At 58.1% G+C, this 17,114-nt stretch carries 16 protein-coding genes; 9 read left to right on the forward strand and 7 right to left on the reverse strand.

What is annotated here, in order from left to right:
- Nucleotides 1-96: 96 nt before the first annotated feature.
- Nucleotides 97-1,668 (reverse strand): 2-isopropylmalate synthase, encoded by a 1,572-nt coding sequence (locus ACR0JG_RS19550; RefSeq protein WP_170395900.1) that lies wholly within the window; start codon nucleotides 1,666-1,668, stop codon nucleotides 97-99.
- 276 nt (nucleotides 1,669-1,944) lie between these two features.
- On the opposite strand from ACR0JG_RS19550, the gene ACR0JG_RS19555 reads away from it, so the two are divergent.
- Nucleotides 1,945-2,610, forward strand: a complete 666-nt coding sequence (locus ACR0JG_RS19555; protein ID WP_480572175.1) for an SDR family NAD(P)-dependent oxidoreductase — start codon at nucleotides 1,945-1,947, stop codon at nucleotides 2,608-2,610.
- Nucleotides 2,611-2,617: 7 nt separating this feature from the next.
- Here ACR0JG_RS19555 and ACR0JG_RS19560 read toward each other — a convergent pair whose 3' ends face one another.
- Nucleotides 2,618-4,123 (reverse strand): MORN repeat-containing protein, encoded by a 1,506-nt coding sequence (locus tag ACR0JG_RS19560; RefSeq protein WP_480572178.1) that lies wholly within the window; start codon nucleotides 4,121-4,123, stop codon nucleotides 2,618-2,620.
- A 142-nt stretch (nucleotides 4,124-4,265) separates the two neighbouring features.
- On the opposite strand from ACR0JG_RS19560, the gene ACR0JG_RS19565 reads away from it, so the two are divergent.
- From ACR0JG_RS19565 to ACR0JG_RS19575, 3 genes are all read left to right on the forward strand, one after another.
- Entirely contained in the window at nucleotides 4,266-5,924 is a 1,659-nt protein-coding gene (locus tag ACR0JG_RS19565; protein WP_170566382.1) for an NAD+ synthase, read from the forward strand.
- A 218-nt stretch (nucleotides 5,925-6,142) separates the two neighbouring features.
- Nucleotides 6,143-6,484: a hypothetical protein gene (locus ACR0JG_RS19570; protein WP_170395910.1), complete on the forward strand. Its 342-nt coding sequence runs from the start codon at nucleotides 6,143-6,145 to the stop codon at nucleotides 6,482-6,484.
- A gap of 149 nt (nucleotides 6,485-6,633) precedes the next feature.
- Nucleotides 6,634-7,965: an NAD(P)/FAD-dependent oxidoreductase gene (locus ACR0JG_RS19575; RefSeq protein ID WP_480572182.1), complete on the forward strand. Its 1,332-nt coding sequence runs from the start codon at nucleotides 6,634-6,636 to the stop codon at nucleotides 7,963-7,965.
- Nucleotides 7,966-7,968: 3 nt separating this feature from the next.
- On the opposite strand, the gene ACR0JG_RS19580 is transcribed toward ACR0JG_RS19575, so the two are convergent.
- Nucleotides 7,969-8,901: an MBL fold metallo-hydrolase gene (locus ACR0JG_RS19580; protein WP_170395914.1), complete on the reverse strand. Its 933-nt coding sequence runs from the start codon at nucleotides 8,899-8,901 to the stop codon at nucleotides 7,969-7,971.
- 116 nt (nucleotides 8,902-9,017) lie between these two features.
- Between ACR0JG_RS19580 and ACR0JG_RS19585 the strand changes: the two genes are divergently transcribed.
- Nucleotides 9,018-9,452 carry a DUF1801 domain-containing protein gene (locus ACR0JG_RS19585; RefSeq protein WP_480572185.1) on the forward strand — a complete coding sequence of 145 codons (435 nt, stop codon included), beginning with the start codon at nucleotides 9,018-9,020 and terminating at the stop codon, nucleotides 9,450-9,452.
- A gap of 60 nt (nucleotides 9,453-9,512) precedes the next feature.
- Nucleotides 9,513-10,838 (forward strand): glutamate--tRNA ligase, encoded by a 1,326-nt coding sequence (gltX, locus tag ACR0JG_RS19590; protein WP_480572188.1) that lies wholly within the window; start codon nucleotides 9,513-9,515, stop codon nucleotides 10,836-10,838.
- Nucleotides 10,839-10,853: 15 nt separating this feature from the next.
- On the opposite strand, the gene ACR0JG_RS19595 is transcribed toward gltX, so the two are convergent.
- Nucleotides 10,854-11,465: a gamma-glutamylcyclotransferase family protein gene (locus ACR0JG_RS19595; RefSeq protein ID WP_480572191.1), complete on the reverse strand. Its 612-nt coding sequence runs from the start codon at nucleotides 11,463-11,465 to the stop codon at nucleotides 10,854-10,856.
- Nucleotides 11,466-11,559: 94 nt separating this feature from the next.
- Here ACR0JG_RS19595 and ACR0JG_RS19600 point away from each other — a divergent pair, with 94 nt between their 5' ends.
- Nucleotides 11,560-12,006, forward strand: a complete 447-nt coding sequence (locus tag ACR0JG_RS19600) for an RrF2 family transcriptional regulator (RefSeq protein WP_170395922.1) — start codon at nucleotides 11,560-11,562, stop codon at nucleotides 12,004-12,006.
- 2 nt (nucleotides 12,007-12,008) lie between these two features.
- Here the strand turns inward: ACR0JG_RS19600 and ACR0JG_RS19605 are convergent, their stop codons facing one another.
- Entirely contained in the window at nucleotides 12,009-14,537 is a 2,529-nt protein-coding gene (locus ACR0JG_RS19605) for an ABC transporter permease (protein ID WP_480572194.1), read from the reverse strand.
- Nucleotides 14,534-15,229, reverse strand: a complete 696-nt coding sequence (locus tag ACR0JG_RS19610) for an ATP-binding cassette domain-containing protein (protein WP_170395925.1) — start codon at nucleotides 15,227-15,229, stop codon at nucleotides 14,534-14,536. Before ACR0JG_RS19610 ends, ACR0JG_RS19605 begins: the two co-directional genes overlap by 4 nt.
- 69 nt (nucleotides 15,230-15,298) lie before the next feature.
- Between ACR0JG_RS19610 and ACR0JG_RS19615 the strand changes: the two genes are divergently transcribed.
- Complete coding sequence (locus tag ACR0JG_RS19615) at nucleotides 15,299-15,919, forward strand: arylesterase (protein WP_170396098.1); 621 nt, start codon at nucleotides 15,299-15,301, stop codon at nucleotides 15,917-15,919.
- A gap of 9 nt (nucleotides 15,920-15,928) precedes the next feature.
- Nucleotides 15,929-16,543 carry an SOS response-associated peptidase gene (locus tag ACR0JG_RS19620; RefSeq protein ID WP_170818629.1) on the forward strand — a complete coding sequence of 205 codons (615 nt, stop codon included), beginning with the start codon at nucleotides 15,929-15,931 and terminating at the stop codon, nucleotides 16,541-16,543.
- Here ACR0JG_RS19620 and ACR0JG_RS19625 read toward each other — a convergent pair.
- Entirely contained in the window at nucleotides 16,540-17,094 is a 555-nt protein-coding gene (locus ACR0JG_RS19625; protein ID WP_170395928.1) for a L,D-transpeptidase, read from the reverse strand. The two genes, ACR0JG_RS19620 and ACR0JG_RS19625, sit on opposite strands and share 4 nt — an antisense overlap.
- Between the last annotated feature and the right edge of the window lie 20 nt (nucleotides 17,095-17,114).

A 17,114-nucleotide genomic window follows, 5' to 3' on the forward strand; every position in this document is an offset into this window, starting at 1 on the left:
CAGCGCGCCAGTGGCGCGCTGCCGGGCCCAAAACCCAAGAAGGGTCGGCGAAGCTGGGCCGCCGCGGGCGCGGGAGCCATTCGCCTTACCCTTCGATCAGGTCAGGTCTTTGTAGCTGATCTCGCGTGTATCGGCCCCCGGACCGGCCTTTTCACGACGCATGATCAGGCGGTTCAGCGCGTGGATATAGGCTTTGGCCGACGCAACCACCGTATCGGTATTTGCAGACTGACCGGTGGCGATCATACCATCCTCTTCCAGACGGACCGAAACCGTGGCTTGCGCGTCCGTGCCTTCGGTTACCGCATGCACCTGATACAGTTGCAGCCGCGCAGTGTTGGGATAGATCGCCCGGATCGCCCGGAAGGTTGCGTCGACTGGGCCGTCACCGTTTTCCGTGGCGATCCTGTCTGCACCCTCTACCTCCAGTTCGACCGTCGCTTCGGCCTGACCTCCGGTACCGCAGGTCACTTTCATCGACACCAGTTGCAGGTGATCGTCCGCTTCGTCGTCGACGCTCATTAACGCGATGAGGTCATCGTCAAAGACTTCTTTCTTGCGGTCGGCCAGATCCTTGAAGCGCACGAAAATGTCTTTGAGCTGGTTGTCACCAACCTCATACCCCAGCGTTTCAAGCTTATCGCGCAGTGCAGCGCGGCCCGAATGCTTGCCCAGCGGCAAAGAGGTGCCAGAGAGCCCAATGTCTTCAGGGCGCATGATCTCGAAGTTTTCGCGGTTCTTCAGCATGCCATCCTGATGGATGCCGCTTTCATGGGCAAAAGCGTTCTTGCCGACAATGGCCTTGTTGAACTGCACCGGAAATCCGGCCACGGTCGCGACCCGGCGCGAAATATGCATGATCTTGGTGGTGTCGATGCCAGTATGCCACGGCATGATGTCGTTGCGTGTGCGCAACGCCATCACAACTTCTTCCAGCGCGGTGTTGCCTGCGCGTTCACCCAACCCGTTTATGGTGCATTCGATCTGACGCGCACCACCTGCGACCGCTGCCAGAGAGTTCGCTGTCGCCATGCCAAGGTCGTTGTGGCAGTGGGTGGCAAAGATTACCTCATCCGCGCCGGGAACCGTCTCGATCAGGCGCTTGATCAGATCTGCAGACTCGACCGGGGCAGTATAACCGACAGTATCGGGGATATTGATCGTGGTGGCGCCAGCCTTGATTGCAATCTCGATCACACGGCACAGATAATCCCATTCGGTCCGGGTCGCATCCATCGGCGACCACTGCACGTTTTCGCAAAGGTTGCGCGCGTGGCTGACCGTTTCGTGGATCTTGTCGGCCATCTCGTCTTGCGTCAGATTTGGTATCGCCCGGTGCAGCGGAGAGGTTCCGATAAAGGTGTGGATCCGGTTCTTCTCGGCGTGTTTCACCGCCTCCCAACACCGATCGATATCGGCGAAATTGGCGCGGGCCAGACCACAGATGCGGCTGTTCTTCGACCGCTCGGCGATCTCGGATACCGCTTTGAAGTCGCCTTCCGATGCGATGGGGAATCCGGCTTCGATGATGTCGACGCCCATCTCATCCAGAAGCTCGGCAATCTCGAGCTTTTCGTTATGGGTCATGGTCGCGCCGGGGCTCTGCTCGCCGTCGCGCAAGGTGGTGTCGAAGATCACGACGCGGTCTTGGTCGGTCACGTTTGTCATGGGGTTCTCTTTCTTCTTCTGTCCTAAAGCCTCTTGGCGCGCGGGCGTCCTCCTCTGAGCGGGCGCGCCGGGTGGCACGCTCAGAGGCGGATTAGGATCAGTAGACCACGCAGCAACGCACCACAGGGTGCGGCGTTTGCAAAAGCGATATCTGCGCGGTTGATCATGGGGATCAGCTTATACAGGGCGTGCGGAGAATGAAAAGCGGGAAATTTATGGGGCCGCAAATTTGACGGTGGAGTTGAAGCGACGAACCTTTCGGCTAACTTCTCGTGCATGAAAACTGCATTGATTATCGGAGCTTCTGGTGGCATCGGACGCGCACTGAGTGACCATCTGACAGCGGATGGTATCAAGGTCACCGGACTGGCCAGATCAACAGATCGGTTTGACCTGACCGACTCGGATCGCGCAGAGCGCATGCTGGCGTCCTTGGCTGATCCGTTTGACCTGATCGTGGTGGCCTCAGGGGCGCTTGAGATTGACGGCGCAGGGCCGGAAAAATCGATGCGCGCCGTGTCAGCGCAGGCGATGATGGACCAGTTTGCACTGAACGCGGTTGGCCCGGCCTTGGTGCTGAAGCATGTGCATCGCCTGCTGCCACGCGACCGCAGATCGGTGATCGCGGTGTTGTCGGCCCGGGTTGGGTCAATCGGGGACAACCGGCTGGGTGGATGGGTTAGCTACCGTGCAGCCAAGGCGGCAGTGAATCAGATTGTCCATACGGCTGCCATCGAATTGGCGCGCACTCACAAACAGGCCGTTTGTGTCGCATTACACCCGGGAACGGTCAAAACGGCCTTTACCGAAAAGTACCTTGCCCGCCATCCGGCTGTTGAACCCAGTGAGGCTGCGGACAATCTGCTGTCCGTCGTCAATGGGCTCACCCCCGCTGACACGGGCAGTTTTTATGATTGGGCTGGCAAGCGCGTACCTTGGTAGGGCTGATTTAGCCGTCGTTTATATCCGGGTCTGTCGCGTCAGGGGCGGGCGCGTCGGGGGTAGAGTCTGGCTCAGTGGTTTCAGCACCCGCAGCGGGGGTTTCGGGGGCAGTCTCTTTTTCGGTCGCCAGCGTGTCATTTTCCCAGACGCCGGTCTCAACCTCGCCGCCTGCGAAACGCATCGTGCCGTCACCATGGCGTTTGTTTTCCAGGAAATTGCCCTCATAGACATCCCCGGTCTCATAGGTGGCGGTTCCAAAGCCAGTGATCTTGCCGTCGGCCCAGTCGCCTGTGTAGCTGTATCCGCCCGGTCGGGTCAGTGTTCCCTTGCCGTGACGCTTGCCATTCAGAAAATCGCCTTCGTAAATGATCCCGTCCGGAAACGTAGCCTTGCCCTTGCCCTGTCGGACACCGTCTACCCAATCGCCATCATAGCGATAGCCATTTGCAAAGGTCAGAATACCTTTGCCGTCGAAGCGGGCGTTTTTGAACTGGCCCTTATAAGCCGTTCCGTTGGGATAGGTTGCCGTGCCGGTGCCCTCAAAAATCCCGGCGATCCAGTTGCCGTCGTAAATTGATCCGTCGGGGTATGTCGTTTGCCCCTTGCCATGAGGCAGGTCATCCAGAAAGTCGCCGATATAAACCGAACCATCGGGATAGAGCATCTCGCCCAGGCCCTCAATCTGGCCCTTTTGCCAGGCACCTGTGTATGCAAACCCGTCGCTGCCCTTGTAGGTGCCCTGACCATGGCGCTGGTCATCAGCATAGTCGCCTTCATAGGTCGCACCGTTGGCATAGATGGATTTGCCTTTGCCCTGTCGGCGATTTTCGACCATTTCGCCTTCGTAGACATCTCCGTTGGGTTGAACCAAACGGCCTGTTCCGGCCATCTGGTCGTTGGCCCAGGACCCAGCATAAGTCATGCCGTCGACCCAGACTTGACTACCCTGACCATGCCGTTGCCCGCCATTCAAGCCGCCCTCATAGGTACTTCCATCGGCGTAGGTGATCTTGGCGCTGCCGGTTTTCTGGCCGTTTACCCAGTCGCCCTCATAAACTGAGCCATCCGGGCCGGTCAGCACGCCGTGACCGTGATATCTGGCGTCCTTGAAGCCGCCCTCGTATCGCGAGCCGTTGGAATATGTCGCGATACCGGTACCGTTTATCGTGCCTTTGGCCCACTCGCCCTCATAGGACTGGCCATCAGAATAGACGATTTTGCCGCGCCCTTCTGGTTGGCCCTTGGTGAATGTCCCTTCATAGACAGAGCCATTGGCGTAGCGCGCGGTGCCTTGTCCTTGAATCTCGCCCTCGACCCATTGACCGGAATATTCAAAACCGTTCGGCAGGCGGTAAGTGCCGGTGCCATGGCGCAGCCCGTTTTCGAACGTGCCCTCGTAGACACCTCCGACATCATCATCAGCGATGACAATCTGACCGTCCTGTTGGGCGATCGCAAAAGACGCCAGCATTGTAAGCGTTGCAGCGGTAAGGGATGTGCGGATCGCTTTCATTTTTTGTACCTGCCTGCGGTGTTTGTGTTGGCGCAAAACTAAGATACCGCCGAGGGCAGAGCAACGGCTTTTGGCGCATTTGCCTTTCACTCGCGGTGTGATCTGCTAAATCCCTGAAAGACATGAGGGCAAGAGGGCAAAAATGGCCGATCGTTTCCGCATCACTCTGGCGCAATTGAACCCAACGGTTGGGGATATCGACGGTAATGCCGCCAAGGCTGCTGCAGCCTGGCAGCAAGGGCGCGCGGCGCAGGCTGATCTTGTGGCGCTGCCCGAGATGTTCATAACCGGCTACAATACCCAGGATCTGGTGATGAAGCCCGCGTTTCATCGGGCCGCGATGAATGCGGTGCAGGCGTTGGCTGAAGACTGTGCCGACGGCCCGGCGTTGGCCATCGGCGGTCCTTGGGTTGAAGATGGGAAGCTTTATAACGCCTACCTGATCCTCAAAGGTGGGCGGATTGTCAGCAAAGTTCTTAAACATCATTTGCCCAATGAGACCGTCTTTGATGAAGTACGCCTTTATGATGCGGGTCCTATGGGCGGCCCTTATGCGGTTGGAAATGTCCGTATTGGTAGCCCGATTTGCGAGGATGGCTGGCACGAGGATGTCGCCGAGACACTGGAAGAAACCGGGGCCGAGTTTCTGCTGATCCCCAACGGCTCGCCCTATTTTCGAAACAAATACGATATCCGGTTGAACCACATGGTGGCTCGCACGGTCGAAACGGGTCTGCCGGTAATCTACCTGAACATGGTCGGCGGGCAGGATGATCAGGTTTTCGACGGTGCTACGTTTGGATTGAACCCGGGTGGAGAGCTTGCGTTCCGCATGCCCGTCTTTGATGAGGCCGTCAGCCATATCGATCTGTCGCGCCAAGATGACGGATGGCGTATTGTGGCTGGTGAAGTCGTGCCGCAACCCGACGAATGGGAGCAGGATTATCGCGCGATGGTGCAATCTCTGCGCGATTACATGGGTAAGACGGGGTTTGGCAAAGCTGTGCTGGGGTTGTCGGGTGGTGTCGACTCGGCGCTGGTGGCCGCAATAGCCGTGGATGCCATCGGGGCGGAAAATGTACGCTGCGTAATGCTGCCTTCGGAATATACAAGCCAAAGTTCTTTGGATGATGCCGAAGCCGTCGCCAAGGCGCTGGGCGTGCACTACGACTTTGTGCCGATCTCTGAGGGACGCGCAGCGGTAACCAACACTTTGGCTCCGCTTTTTGCAGGGCTGAATGAGGACCTGACCGAAGAAAATGTCCAGTCTCGCCTGCGCGGTCTTCTGCTAATGGCGATTTCGAACAAGTTTGGCGAGATGCTGCTGACCACCGGCAACAAGTCCGAGGTCGCAGTTGGCTACGCCACTATCTATGGTGACATGAACGGTGGCTATAACCCGATCAAAGATCTGTACAAAACTCGCGTGTTCGAGACCTGCCGCTGGCGCAACGCCAATCATCGCGACTGGATGATGGGTCCCGAGGGTGAGGTCATACGCCCTTCGGTGATCGACAAGCCGCCAAGTGCTGAATTGCGTGAAGACCAGAAAGACAGCGACAGCCTGCCGGACTACCCCGTTCTCGATGCGATTCTTGATATTTTGGTGGATCAGGATGGCTCAATCGCCGACTGCGTTGCAGCCGGATTTGACGAGGCCGAGGCCCGGCGGGTCGAACATCTGATTTACATTAGTGAATACAAGCGCTTCCAGTCCGCGCCTGGCACACGGTTGACACCGCGGGCCTTCTGGCTGGATCGCCGCTATCCGATTGTAAATCGCTGGCGGGATAGAACGTAAGCACCGCTCTGATTGAAGAATTTACCATTGTTTCGAAAGTGCATGGTAATGCGGATTTCTGCGGCAGTTTGTTTATCCATTTCAGCCAGTTGTGCGATGAAAAGACTATGTTTCGCTTGTACGCGCGTCCTTTTTTTGCCACATTTACGACAGGGGTCTGCCTCATATGGGGCGGATGTGACGCAATCCGGTAGGTTGGCCTGCCATTTTCAGAGCCGATGACCGGGATTGTGGAACTGGGAAAAGGCATCCGTGTTTGGGATGTCAGTAAAGGTATTGGTGGTCAAATGACGAATGGATACGATAAGCCGCTTCATTCTCCGTTGCAGTTGAAGCCTATGGAATCAGCGCCGCGCAAGTTGGATGAACAGGCGCTGGATGCTGCGATTGCAGACATTATGAGCCAGGAAGAGCCGACGCCCGGCGCGGTGGCAGGCCCGGTTCCGTTGCGATCGGAATTTCCGGTGTTGCAGCCACAGGAATCGCTTGCATCAAAGTCCGATCCCAAGCTCAGCACGGTACTGCGCCAGAAATGGGCGCAACTCTCCGGGGCGGCGTAATCTGAACGCATCTGCGCGGCGTAATTCGCCGCGCATTGGCCAATTGGCCACAGGTTCCGGCAATTGCCCGGGACCAACCGTTTTCTACATTGCCAGTGAAATCGCCTTCAGGCTGGATGTCGCTCCGATGAACGAGCACCGAGCGGTTAATGCCAGGCCCCACACCGACACCCGTCGAATCTGATCTCACACTTCCCAAACACGTAGATGTTGTCGTCATAGGTGGTGGAATCATCGGGGCTTCGGCAGCCTTCGAGCTTGCTGAGCGAGGTGCTTCCGTTTTGTTGTGCGAGAAGGGCCGGATTGCGGGCGAGCAAAGCTCGCGCAATTGGGGCTGGGTGCGCCTTGGGACACGTGATCCGCGCGAGATCCCCCTGATGCAAGAGGCGCTTAGAATCTGGCAAGGGCTGGATGCGCGATTGGGACGCGCCACAGGCTATGTTCAATCAGGAATCGTGTTTGGCGCATCTGGCACACGAGACGATGAAAACCTGACGCGATGGCTGGACCATGTTGAAGGGCTGCAAACAGGTGCTCGCATGGTATCCGGCCCTGAACTGGACGGGTTGCTGTCGGATAACAGTATGAAACTGCGCTCAGCGCTTTACATGCCGCAGGACGGGCGGGCCGAGCCGCAATGGGCGGCCCCCGCAATCGCCGAGGCGGCGCGCGACCGTGGGGCCGCGATCATGACGCAATGCGCGGTGCGAAGTGTCGATGTTGCTGCGGGCCGGATCGCAGGTGTTTTCACCGAACGCGGCCGCGTAAGGTGTAGTCAAGTCGTACTTGCAGGCGGAGCCTGGTCTCGGCTGTTTGCGGGGAACGCTGGAATCGCTCTGCCACAGCTCAAAGTGCTCAATACGGTCATGCGGACCTCTCCGGTTGCAGCAGGGCCAGAGGTGTCGCTTTGGAGTGATGATTTTGCCATTCGAAAGCGCTCGGACGGGGGATACACCATAGCTTCGGTTCACGAGAATACAGTGGATATCGTTCCTGACAGTTTCCGACTCGGGTTGCAGTTTCTGCCCGCATTCCGGCAAGAGTGGCGGTCCTTAAGGTTTCGCTTTTCGAGACGCTGGATGGTCGAGGCGAATGAGGACCGAAGCTGGCTGCCGACCGATGTGACACCGTTTGAACATTGCCGAGTGCTCGACCCGGAACCTTCCCAGAAAGTGTTGCGAAGGGCGTGGGCCAACGCCCGCAAGGCGTTGCCTGCGCTTGATAGTGCGGAGATCGTGCAAAGCTGGGCCGGCCTGATCGATGTGACCCCGGATGCGATCCCGGTCATCTCGAAAGTGGACGCGGTGCAGGGCCTGCATATTGCGACCGGTTTCTCCGGCCACGGTTTTGGCATCGGTCCTGCCGCAGGTCGATTAGTGGCGGACCTTGTTACGGAAAGCACGCCTTGCGTTGATCCGACCGCATTTCGCCTGTCCCGTTTCACGGATGGGTCAAAAGTGCGGCCGGATGCTGGTTTTTAGCCTCTAACCCATCATTTGATAGCTGACCGGCACGAACCGGAACCCGTCGCCACGGGATTCGACATACCCAGCGGCCGGGAAAGGCATGTGATAGCCGATCATAGGCACTTTGTCCGCAGCCAGCATGCCCAGCACATTCCTGCGCGATTCCGTTGCAGCGGCTTTGTCCATGTCGAATCGCACTTCCCATTCAGGATGTGCAAAGGACCAGACATAGTGATTTGCAAGATCCGCCGTCAGGACCAGACGCTGACCGTTGCTTTCTAGGTGATAGACCATATGGCCCGGAGTATGCCCAAACGCTGCCATACCGGTGACGCCGGATGCGACTTCACCACCATCCCCGATAAAGGTCATCTTCTCTGCCATCGGGGTGACTTTGGCTGCAACCATATCACCCACTCGGTTGCCCGCGTCTTGCGCTGACCAAAAGTCGTATTCGGGTGCTGCTGTTACATAACGCGCATTGGCAAAAGTCGCGGCATCATTGGTTGTCATACCACCGATATGATCGGGATGCATGTGGGTAATGACCACCACATCGATCTGATCAGGCGTTACGCCGGCGTCGGCCAACGCGGCCTGAATTCCACCTTGGCCAAGCCCAGTATCAAACAGGATCATCTCGGACCCCGTGTTAACCAGCGTTGGTGTGAAGAAGAACTGCGCAACATCTGGCGAGATGAAGTTGTCAGCCGATACACGGGCGAAATCTTCATCCGAGGCGCCGCCGCCGAAAATGTCTTGCGCACCATCACGAGGCAGGCTGCCATCCAACAAGGTGGTGACGGTGAAATCGCCCAGTTGAAACGATTTTGCTATTGTAGAGTTGGCTTTGGTCTCGGTACCTGCGGCCAGAACAGGCGAAGTAGCTGCCGCAAGCGGCAGAGCCGCAACCGTTCCAAGCGCCGCCCGGCGAGTCAATCTGATGGTCATGGTCGTTCTCCCTGTCAGAGCATGTTTGACTGAATTAGGTCAGTCTGGGCCTGTGGCCATACTATGGCACTGTTATATGGGCTGCGTGGTTGAACATTACGTGTTAATTTTTGTTCATGCCGCGATCTGCGAATAAAACCGTACCCACCGAGCAAAACGTTGCTGATTTTCTGGCGAGTATTCAGCCGACCCGCAAGGCGGAGGAGGCGCACGTGCTGGACAGGCTGTTTCGTGAAACCACAGGTTATGCGCCAGTAATGTGGGGGGCGTCGATCATTGGCTATGGTCGATATCATTATCGCTATGCGTCAGGGCGCGAGGGCGACTTTCTCGCAACTGGGTTCTCTCCGCGCAAGGCGGCGCATTCCATCTATATCATGCCCGGGTATGCTGACTTCGGAGATATCTTATCAAGACTGGGCAAGCACAAGCTGGGTAAATCCTGCCTCTATATGAATAAGCTACCGGATATCGATCTCGACGTGCTTGGTGAACTCATCAAAGCCGGGCTCGAACGCCTAGATGGCATTTGGCCGGTTGAACCAACCTGAAAGCCCCTGCTGGACAAAAACGCGCCCATGTGAGATGAGCCGCGCCAACAGGAGACTTCCATGACCACGACCCGTTTTGCCCCGTCGCCCACCGGTTACATCCATGTGGGCAACCTGCGCACCGCCCTGATGAACTATCTGATCGCCCGCAAGGCTGGTGGTACGTTCATTCTGCGCATTGATGACACCGATCCCGAGCGGTCTAAGGAAGAATATGTCGACGCGATCAAGCAGGATCTGGAGTGGTTGGGCCTGCATTGGGACCGGGTTGAGCGACAGTCGGAGCGTCTGGACCGCTACGCCGAGGCCGCCGACAAGCTGCGCGAGATGGGCCGGTTCTATGAGGCGTTCGAGACGCCCACCGAGCTGGACCTCAAGCGCAAGAAGCAACTGAACATGGGCAAGCCGCCGGTCTATGACCGTGCAGCGCTGAACCTCAGCGATGCCGAGAAAGAAGCCCTGCGCGCTGAGCGTGGCAATGGCGTCTGGCGGTTCAAACTGAACCACGAGCGTATCGAATGGAACGATGGCATTTTGGGCGACATCTCGATCGATGCAGCTTCAGTATCCGACCCGGTGCTGATCCGGGGCGATGGTCAGGTTCTCTATACGATTGCCTCTGTGGTCGATGACACCGAGATGGGCGTAACCGATGTCGTGCGCGGCTCGGACCATGTCACCAACACCGCAACGCAGATTCAGATCATCGAGGCCTTGGGCGGGACCTGTCCGCGTTTTGCGCACCACTCGTTGCTGACTGGCCCGCAGGGAGAGGCGTTGTCGAAACGCTTGGGCACTCTGGCCTTGCGCGATCTGCGAGAGCAGGGTGTGCAGCCAATGGCCTTACTGAGCCTGATGGCGCGTCTGGGGTCGTCAGATACGGTTGAGCTGCGCTCGGATATGTCAGAGTTGATCGACGGCTTTGATGTTACACGCTTCGGTGCGGCCCCAACCAAGTTCGACGTGCAGGACCTGTTCCCGCTGACCGCGAAGCACCTGCAATCGCTACCGCTGGCCGATGTGGCCGATGCCGTTGCTAAAGCAGGTGTACCTGCTGAACTGGCCGAGCCTTTCTGGACCATGGCGCGCGAAAATATCACCACGCTGAGCGATCTCGAGGGATGGTGGGAATTGTGCCGTGATGGGGCCGAACCCCTGATTGCAGACGAGGATCGTGAGTTCATCGCTCAGGCTGTCTCATTGCTGCCCGAAGGCCCATTCGATGGGGAAACTTGGGGCACATGGACCAAGGCAGTCAAAGAAGCAACTGGTCGCAAGGGCAAAGGCCTGTTCATGCCGCTGCGCAAAGCGCTAACGGGGATGGAGCGCGGGCCCGAAATGGCGACCTTGCTGCCGCTGTTGCAGGTGATCCGCGCTCGCGGCTGACTTCAGGGTCAGTGCTTAGAATACGAAGGAGGCAGGTAAATCACCTGCCTTTCTTTGTTCTCCGGGTCGCAAAACTTGCGCCGAAACGCGTTGCAGGCGGTCATCCACGAATTCGGTCTCGGCCTGCTTCAATTGTTGGTGACGGGGATAACGGGGCTCGGCGCGGTCGTTCAAAATCGGAGCATCCCAACCATCGGTTGTTGCAAAGAAGCGATCGGCGCCCTCTGGTCCAAAAGCCCGCAGATACCCTTGCACGACAACATCAATATAGCTGAGCAATAGGGGATGGTGATTGCTGGGCGCGGTGTGTCGATCATGCGGGACTGCGTAGACAGCGATTTCCACCTCTTGCGTCAGAGTGTGCGTGACCGACCGTGTGGCTGGAACGCGGTCATAAGCCCATTCTCTTTGGTCCAACGCGGCCCAGTCGTTTTTAGGAACATGGGCGATCATACCATCGATCTCGGAATCAGCATCCGGCACAGCGGTCAAAAACGCCACCGGGCGCAGATCCGTGTGCCGCCATGCGCGTCGCCAACCTTTCAGTCGCGCTGGGCGCGGGTCGGGGAAATCATGCGTCGACAGGTTCACGAGGCTGCCATAGCCGAAGAAATAAGGGTCTGCCATGCGGGTCGCGTCCTTCTTTGACGATTGATGTATGTCAAACAGTCTTTTTACGAGACATGCAATAAAGCTTCACCTTGAGATTCGGGAGGCCCTAATGCGGATTACCAAACGGACGAATATCGCGGTGCGTGTTTTGATGTATTGCGCCGCACATCAGGAACGGCTGGTCACGAAGGCCGAGATCGCCGATGTCTGTAATATTTCAGAAAACCATCTGGCACAGGTGATCAACCAACTGAGCCAGCTAGACTATCTCAGCACACAACGCGGCCGCAATGGCGGCATGACGCTGGCACGCCCGGCGGATCAGATCCGGGTCGGGTCCGTGTTTCGCCATGTCGAAGGCGGGTTGCCGATTGCCGAGTGTTTTGCGGATGCTGACAACACCTGCCCACTGACCGATGCCTGCCGCCTCCGGTTGGCGCTGCAAGATGCGGCTGAGGTGTTTTATGCGTCGCTGGACGAAATCACGCTCGATGCGTTGGTTTGCGACAATGACCAATTGCTGAAAATATTGCAGCCTGTCGCTTGTATGCGCTGAACTCAGTCGCTGGCGCGCAGTATACGCGCAGGGCGTACTGAAAGCGGGCGCAGGGCAAAGACCATCCCCGCGCCTAAGGTAACGCCAACACCGGCGATGACGATCCCAAGCGCGGATGGCCAGATGACCGCGAACTCTGTGTCGAATATATAAGTAGCCACGGCCCAACCGCCCAGAATTCCGGTCAGCAAAGCAACGCAACCTGCGGCTGCTCCCAAAAGGATTGCCCGCAGGGCAAAGCTGCGCAATATGCGCCCACGGTTGGCACCCAGAGTCTTGAGGATCGCTGCCTCGTACCTACGCGCCGGTTCGCCCGCTGCCGCCGCACCGATCAACACTAAAAACCCGGTCAACAGAGAAACCCCTGAGCCATATGACGTGGCTGCCGCAAGCCCTGCCAGCAGGCCTGATACCCGGTCGATGGCGTCTCTGACCCGGACTGCCGTGATGTTGGGGAATTGACCGGCCAAATCACGCAGAATGGCGGCCTCGGCCTGTTCTTCGGCATAGACGGTAGCGATGAAGCTATGCGGGGCACCAGCCAAGGCAGAGGGGTTCATCGACATGACAAAACCCATTCCTGCAGTGGAGAAATCAACTTCGCGCAGCGATGTGAGTTCAGCTGTGATATCGCGGCCCAGGATATTAACGGTCAGCTCATCGCCCAGTTTCAGGCCCATCTCGTCGGCCTCTTCTGCGGCAAAGCTGACTTGCGGTGGGCCGCTGTAGTCCTCTGGCCACCAAACCCCGTCAGTCACGCGGGCATTCCGTGGGGGGCGGGCAGAGTAGGTTACGCCCCGGTCGCCGTCCAGAACCCAGTGATCGCCTGCAATCTCGTGCGCGGGTCGCCCATTGATTTTGGTAATGATCCCACGCAGCATCGGAGCGCTTTCTACCCGACTGACGGCAGGGTCAGTGTCGAGACGTTCGCTGAACCCGGGCATCTGATCCTTCTGGATATCGACGAAGAAATACGAGGGTGCGACCTCAGGCAAGTTGCCCGAAATCGCATTGCGTAGCGTGCCGTCGATCTGCCCCACCGCCGCAAGGACCGAAAGGCCGAGCCCAAGGGACAGGACCACCGATGCTGCGCCTTCGCGTGGGTCAGAGATGGCGGACAACGCCCACCGCAGGGCTGGACGCCCTCTGGCCCAAGGAGCGCCCGCGCGGGCCAATTTGCGAATGGCAAAGGCAGAAAGGGTCAGCAAAGTGAGCGCCCCCGCCAGACCTGCGCTTGTCCAGAGAGTCAACCGGGTTGAACCGCTGAACCAAGCGGCGGCTCCGATCAGTACGGCCAGGCCAATTGCAGTCGCAATTACATAGATCAAGCGCGGGAAGCTGCTTGCCGAAGTCAGCGCATCCCGGAACAATGTTGCCGCACGCACCTCCTCGGTTCTGGCCAGAGGCCAAAGCGTAAACAGGAACGCGGTTAGCACACCATAAAGTGCGGCCTCGAACAGGGGCTGCGGATATAGCGAGAATACAGCAGGGATCGGCAGTTGGGTTTCGATAACCGGTGCCAGCAGCATTGGAAGCGCCGCGCCCAGGGTCAAACCCATGACGATACCAACGCCTGAAAGAACGGCGACCTGGATCATGTATGTCTGAAAGATTGTGGCCCGATCAGCGCCCAAAGTCCGCAATGTCGCAATGGTTTCCGTTTTCTTGGACAGATAGGCGCGCACGGCAGCCGATACGCCGATCCCCCCAACCGCCAATCCGGATAGACCAACCAGCACCAGAAACGCGCTGAGGCGCCCTACAAACTCGGATATCCCCGGCGCACCATTGCGGGCATCAGTCCAGCGCATGCCGGTTCCCTCGAAGGCCTGCCTGGCTTGCTGCGACAGCGCCTCCAACTCGGCAGTTTGCGGCAAGTTCATCCTGTATTTGGTGGAAAACAAAGTACCCGGAGCCAGCAGGCCCGATGATTGCAAATCCTCGGTTCGAACCAACGTGCGCGGTCCCAGCGAGAACCCATCTGCCGCACCATCCGGTTCGTGTTCCAGCGAGGCCATCAAAACGAACCTCTGCGTGCCGAGATCAAATTGGTCCCCAATCGCAAGGTTCAGGCGGTCAATCAGGGACGGAGCCATCACGGCGCCGGGCAGCCCATCGGCCCCCGCCAAGGCCTCGGGCAAAGAAACTGCGGGTTCCAGAGCCACCGATCCCAACAGCGGATAGGCCCCGTCCACGGCCTTCACCTGAGTTAACGCCCGTTGCGCGCCTGCGCCATCACCCGTGACGGCCATGGACCTGAAATCGACGACCTCCGACACTGCTTGCGCGGTGTCCGCCATCCAGTCACGTTCCTCATCGTTTGCAAAGCGATAGGTGAACTCCAGCTGGGCATCGCCGCCTAAGAGCGACGCGCCCTCTTGTTGCAATCCGGTCTGAATGGCTTGGCGCACCATGCCAACCGCAGCAATTGCTGCAACACCCAAAGCCAGGCAGGCCAGAAACACCCGAAACCCGCGCAACCCACCGCGCAGTTCGCGCCGAGCCAGACGACCGGCCAGACGCAGGCTCATTCGGCGGCCTCACGCTGGGATTCCTCGGCGATACGTCCATCGCGCAAGCGCACAACGCGGTCGCATTTCTGAGCCAGTGTATGGCTGTGCGTGACCAGAACCAGAGTTGCACCGTGACGGTCCCGCAGTCCGAATAACAGATCAATGATTGCTGAACCGTTGGTTTCATCCAGATTTCCCGTTGGTTCATCTGCCAGTAATATATGCGGGCGCGGGGCCGAAGCGCGGGCCAGCGCCACACGCTGTTGCTCGCCGCCTGACAACTGCGCCGGGTAGTGATCGATACGATGTGAAAGGCCCACGGCCTCCAACTCGGCCGCGGCGCGCTGGAAAGCATCTTTGTGTCCCGCGAGTTCTAACGGGGTCGCCACGTTCTCAAGCGCGGTCATCGTCGGAATCAAGTGGAAATTCTGAAACACTACGCCCATGGCATCTCTTCTGAACCGTGCCAGCGCATCCTCGCTCATTTTCGTCAAATCTTGGCCCAATGCGGTAACGCGTCCACCAGTTGCCTGTTCTAAGCCGCCCATTAGCATCAGTAGCGAAGACTTTCCGGAACCAGAGGGACCGATCAGCCCCAGAGTTTCACCCTTGCTCACAGTCAAAGTGATGTCGTGCAGGATATCCACTCTTCCGGCATTGCCATCCAGCGATAATGCGGCATCTTGGAGGGTGAGAACGGGTGTCGTCATCGATCAGGCCATCAAGAGGGGTACAGTCCATTGGGATATGGCGCGATACAGAAGCTGCGCAAGGGTTTGATGTCAGGCGTGTTCATCTGTTGCGGATTTGCCGCGACGGCTGAGCCGGTGGTGATTGCGGCGCTCGGAGATTCCCTGACACAAGGATATGGACTTCCGCAACAAGACGGGTTTGTGCCCCAACTGCAACGCTGGTTGCAGGAGGAAGGGGCGGATATTCAGCTTATCAACGCCGGTGTTTCCGGGGATACGACCGCAGGAGGAGCCTCCCGCGTTGATTGGACTCTGACGCCAGAGGTCGATGGCATGATTGTAGCCCTCGGCGGCAATGATCTGTTACGCGGTATCGATCCGGATGTGTCGCGCGCCAATCTTGAGGCAATCCTGAACACCGCTGAAGCTGCGAATGTCGAAGTTCTGCTGATCGGCATGCAAGCCCCCGGGAACTATGGGACGGATTACAAGCAAAGTTTCGATGCCATGTATCCGGAACTGGCGCAGCAGTATGGCGCGATCTATGCGGAAAGCTTCTTTGACGGGCTCACGACCGAGGGCGATCCTGCAGCCGCGCGCCAGTTCATGCAATCTGATGGCATCCATCCAAATGCCCAAGGCGTTGCGCTGATCGTTGACGCGCTGGGACCTTTTGTACTGGCTTTAGCGGAGCGCGCTGCCGATTAGGAGGGTCCTATGCCAGGCCGGTTTTTTCTCACACGACCAATTGGCGAGATTGCTAAGTTCCTGAACGTGAAAGATAACGTAGGGCCTCAACCCCCGCGCAGGAACATTCAACCGGGTCAGGAGGTGACGGTATTGACCGGTGAAGGCTTGAAGATGATGCGTTGGGGGATGATCCCGGTCGGCAGGGTCAATGCGCGCGGACGTCCGGTGATGGAGACCATTATCAACGCTCGCTCTGAAACGGTTTTTGACAAAAGCGCATTCGAAGGTGTTGGGCGCGCAGTTATACCAGTTGATGGCTGGTACGAGTGGACCGGAGAGAAACGGCGCAAAACTGCATGGCGTATCGCAGCGAAGGATGGCATACCGCTGTTATTTGCTGCAATTACGGATAGTTGGGAGGCCCCTGGTGGGCAGCGTGTGGATCAGGTTGCCGCAGTCACCTGCGAGCCAAATGCCGATGTAAAGCCGATCCACCACCGTATGGGTGTGTTGCTGGGGTCGCAGGATGTGGATTGCTGGTTACATGGATCCGAAGAAGAGGCGCAGAAGCTGATGCGCCCATGGCCAGAAGGTCGCCTGAGGATTGAACAAGCCGACGATGTGGATTGGTCGGCGGCTTAGACCACGGTCACCACGGTTCCAATCGGCACCCGGTTGTACAGATCGATTACATGCTCATTCAGCATCCGTATGCAGCCGTTCGAGGCCGCGCGACCGATGGTTTGCGGTTGTGTGGTGCCATGGATGCGGAAATAGGTGTCGACTCCGTTTTGGAACAGATACAAAGCGCGCGCGCCCAGTGGATTATCGCTCCCTCCGGGTTGGACATAGTCGTTGTCCTTGAACCGACCATAGGCCACTGGGTCGCGTTCGATCATCTCATCTGTCGGTCGCCAGGTGGGCCATTCCTTCTTTACGTCGATAGTTGCGGTTCCTGTAAACTCCAGTCCGGCTTTGCCGACGCCGCAGCCATAGCGGATCGCTTTGCGGGGTTCGGTTATGTAATAAAGGTAGAAGGAACGGGGAACGACCAGCAGCTGACCGGGTAGGAATTGCTTTTTGACCCGCACGAATTGTGGCGTGGGATCATACTCGACCGCTTTCTTGGCGCTGACAACGCCCGGAAGCAGGCTGACGGCAGTACCGGCCAGAAATACGCGGCGTGTGAACATGGTGACATCCCTCAAATGAC

The organism is Ruegeria sp. AD5 (assembly GCF_056542345.1).

Bases quoted from the DNA above. Each gene is read 5' to 3' on its own strand.
- ACR0JG_RS19560 (WP_480572178.1), bottom strand. From the start codon at position 4,123: ATGAAAGCGATCCGCACATCCCTTACCGCTGCAACGCTTACAATGCTG.
- gltX (WP_480572188.1), top strand. From the start codon at position 9,513: ATGACCACGACCCGTTTTGCCCCGTCGCCCACCGGTTACATCCATGTG.
- ACR0JG_RS19570 (WP_170395910.1), top strand. From the start codon at position 6,143: ATGACCGGGATTGTGGAACTGGGAAAAGGCATCCGTGTTTGGGATGTC.
- ACR0JG_RS19585 (WP_480572185.1), top strand. From the start codon at position 9,018: ATGCCGCGATCTGCGAATAAAACCGTACCCACCGAGCAAAACGTTGCT.
- ACR0JG_RS19595 (WP_480572191.1), bottom strand. From the start codon at position 11,465: ATGGCAGACCCTTATTTCTTCGGCTATGGCAGCCTCGTGAACCTGTCG.
- ACR0JG_RS19550 (WP_170395900.1), bottom strand. From the start codon at position 1,668: ATGACAAACGTGACCGACCAAGACCGCGTCGTGATCTTCGACACCACC.
- ACR0JG_RS19580 (WP_170395914.1), bottom strand. From the start codon at position 8,901: ATGACCATCAGATTGACTCGCCGGGCGGCGCTTGGAACGGTTGCGGCT.
- ACR0JG_RS19575 (WP_480572182.1), top strand. From the start codon at position 6,634: ATGCCAGGCCCCACACCGACACCCGTCGAATCTGATCTCACACTTCCC.
- ACR0JG_RS19565 (WP_170566382.1), top strand. From the start codon at position 4,266: ATGGCCGATCGTTTCCGCATCACTCTGGCGCAATTGAACCCAACGGTT.
- ACR0JG_RS19625 (WP_170395928.1), bottom strand. From the start codon at position 17,094: ATGTTCACACGCCGCGTATTTCTGGCCGGTACTGCCGTCAGCCTGCTT.
- ACR0JG_RS19555 (WP_480572175.1), top strand. From the start codon at position 1,945: ATGAAAACTGCATTGATTATCGGAGCTTCTGGTGGCATCGGACGCGCA.
- ACR0JG_RS19605 (WP_480572194.1), bottom strand. From the start codon at position 14,537: ATGAGCCTGCGTCTGGCCGGTCGTCTGGCTCGGCGCGAACTGCGCGGT.
- ACR0JG_RS19600 (WP_170395922.1), top strand. From the start codon at position 11,560: ATGCGGATTACCAAACGGACGAATATCGCGGTGCGTGTTTTGATGTAT.
- ACR0JG_RS19620 (WP_170818629.1), top strand. From the start codon at position 15,929: ATGCCAGGCCGGTTTTTTCTCACACGACCAATTGGCGAGATTGCTAAG.
- ACR0JG_RS19610 (WP_170395925.1), bottom strand. From the start codon at position 15,229: ATGACGACACCCGTTCTCACCCTCCAAGATGCCGCATTATCGCTGGAT.
- ACR0JG_RS19615 (WP_170396098.1), top strand. From the start codon at position 15,299: ATGTCAGGCGTGTTCATCTGTTGCGGATTTGCCGCGACGGCTGAGCCG.